2 protein-coding genes are annotated in these 2,842 nt (G+C 66.7%); both read left to right on the forward strand.

Going from position 1 to position 2,842, the window contains the following annotated elements; all coding sequences use genetic code 11:
* A partial coding sequence (locus AC1DJN_RS21455; protein ID WP_478040164.1) for an AGE family epimerase/isomerase occupies positions 1–1,172 on the forward strand: 1,172 nt, incomplete at its 5' end.
* A gap of 140 nt (positions 1,173–1,312) precedes the next feature.
* Positions 1,313–2,842, forward strand: a 1,530-nt coding sequence (locus AC1DJN_RS21460; RefSeq protein ID WP_478040166.1) for a glycoside hydrolase family 2 protein, incomplete at its 3' end; no start/stop codon positions are given.

The raw sequence follows: 2,842 nt of genomic DNA on the forward strand, positions 1-2,842 counted from the left end.
ACACGATGGCGTTCTACCATCCGCGCTGCATCGACCCGGAGGGCGGCTTCTTCCATTACTTCCGTGACGACGGCAGCATCTACGACGCCAGCCATCGTCATCTGGTGAGCAGTACCCGCTTCGTCTTCAACTACGCCATGGCCTACCGCGAATTCGGCAACGCCGAGTATCGCGACGCGGTCGAGCACGGGGTGCGCTACCTGCGCGAGGTTCACCGCAACCCGGCCACCGGCGGCTACGCCTGGACCCTGCGCGATGGTGCGGTAGAGGACGACATGAACCACTGCTACGGCGTGGCCTTCGTGCTGCTCGCCTACAGCTGTGCGTTGAAGGCGGGCATCGAAGAAGCCCGCACGTGGATGGACGAAACCTGGCAGCTGCTGCAGGCGCGCTTCTGGGAAGCCGAACACGGCCTGTACAGGGACGAGGCCGACGGCCAGTGGAACTTCACCGGCTACCGCGGCCAGAACGCCAACATGCACATGTGCGAGGCGATGCTGGCCGCGTTCGAGTCCAGTGGCGAGCAGCGCTATGTCGAGCGCGCGCTGCAGCTGGCCGACAACATGACCCGCCGCCAGGCGGCAAAGGCCGGCGGTCTGGTCTGGGAACACTACGACGTCAACTGGAACATCGACTGGGACTACAACCTGGACGATCCCAAGCACCTGTTCCGGCCGTGGGGCTTCCAGCCGGGGCACCAGACCGAGTGGGCCAAGCTGCTGCTGATCCTGGACCGACACGTGCAGGCCGACTGGCTGGTGCCGACCGCGCAGCATCTGTTCGATGTTGCCGTAGAGCGCAGCTGGGACGAGGTGCGCGGCGGCCTGTACTACGGCTTCGCCCCGGAGTCGCGCCGGCAGCCGGGCATGGACGGCGCGCCGATCGGCGGTGACAGCTTCGTCTGTGACGACGACAAGTATTTCTGGGTGCAGGCCGAGACCCTGGCCACCGCCGCGCTGATGGCCGCGCGCACCGGCGACGACCGCTATTGGCAGTGGTACGACCGTATCTGGGCGTACTCGTGGGAGCACTTCGTCGACCATCGATACGGCGCATGGTTCCGCATCCTCGACGCCGACAACCGCAAGTACAGCGATGAGAAGAGCCCGGCCGGCAAGGTGGATTACCACACCATGGGTGCCTGCTACGAAGTGCTGAACGTCGTGCGTTGAGGTCTGCCGCGCTGCGCGCTCGCCGGACGTGGTCCGGCGCTACCGTGGCGTGTGGCATTGGTAGCGCCGGGTCATACCTGGCGGAAAAACAGGAGTATCACGTGCATCGCATTTCCAACGCTGTCCGTCTGCTGCTGTTGATGATCGCCCTTGGCGCCTTCCCCGCAGGCGCCGCACCGCTGCAGGCGCAATGGGAGTTCCGGCTGCTGCCCGGTGACGCGCAGGGCGCGGCCCATCCTGGCCTGCAGCAGTGGCGCGCGGCCACGGTGCCAGGCAGCGTGCACACCGATCTGCTGGCGCATGAGCTGATCCGCGATCCCTACGTCGGTGCGCCCGAAGCCGAGCTGCAGTGGATCGGTCTGGCCGACTGGGAGTACCGAGCCCGTTTCGATGTGGACGCTGCCAGCTTGGCAAAGGCCCATGCCGAGCTGCGCTTCGACGRCCTGGACACCTATGCCGAGGTGACGCTCAACGGCAAGCCGCTGCTGCGCGCCGACAATGCCCACCGCACCTGGCGCGCCCGCGTCGAAGGTCGCCTGCGTGCGAAGGGCAATGAGCTGCAGATCGTGTTCCGTTCGCCGATCCGCACGCTGCTGGCCGGCGTGCAGGCAATGCCGCACAGGATTGCCGGCAACTATCCTTCGCCCTACGGTGATGAACCGAAGGACGCGATGGTTGGCAACTTCGCTCGCAAACCGGCGTACCACTTCGGGTGGGACTGGGGCCCGCGCTACGTCACTGCCGGCGTCTGGCGGGGCGTTGACCTGCAGGCATGGGATGCGCATCGGTTGACCGATGTGGCCGTACGCACTGATGCGCTTGATGCAGAAAACGCAAAGCTGGCGGTAGTGCTGCAGGTGGAGCAGGACGCGGTCGCCGGTCCGGTGGCGGTGGACGTCGAGGTGCGCGATCCCTACGGCCGCAGCGTCGCGCGGGTGCAGCGCACGGTCGAACTGACGCCCGGCCGGAACAGCGTGGACGTGCCGGTTGAACTGGCCAAGCCGCGGCGCTGGTGGCCGGTCGGCCATGGTGCGCAGGACCGCTACACCGTGCAGGCGCGCCTGGACGGCAGTGCCGATGCGGTGCTGGCACGCGAACAGCGCATTGGCCTGCGCACCGTCGAACTGCGCCGCGAGCAGGACGACAAGGGAGGGCAGGGCTTCGCCTTCGTCATCAACGGGGTGCCGATCTTCGCCAAGGGCGCGAACGTGATCCCCTTCGACGCCTTCCCCGCGCGCGTTGATGCTGCGCGCCTGCGCCAGGTACTGGTCGCCGCGCGCGATGCCAACATGAACATGCTGCGCAACTGGGGCGGCGGCTACTACGAGGACGATGCGTTCTTCGACATCGCCGACGAACTGGGCCTGCTGGTCTGGCAGGACTTCATGTTCGGCGGTGGCATGCAGCCGGGTTACGACCCGGCATTCCGCGCCAGCGTGGTCGCCGAGGCGCGCGACAACGTGCGCCGGCTGCGCCACCATCCCAGCATCGTGCTGTGGTGTGGCAACAACGAAGAAGAAACCGCGTGGAAGGATTGGGGCCACGGCCGTGACCTGAAGTCCGCCGATCCGGCGTTCGCAGCGAAGGTCTGGCAGGGCTACGTTGACCTGTTCGGCAACGACCTGCGCCAGGTGGTGAGCGAAGATGGGTTGGGCGTGCCGTACTGGTCC

Source organism: Stenotrophomonas sp. 05L414_2 (assembly GCF_056397905.1).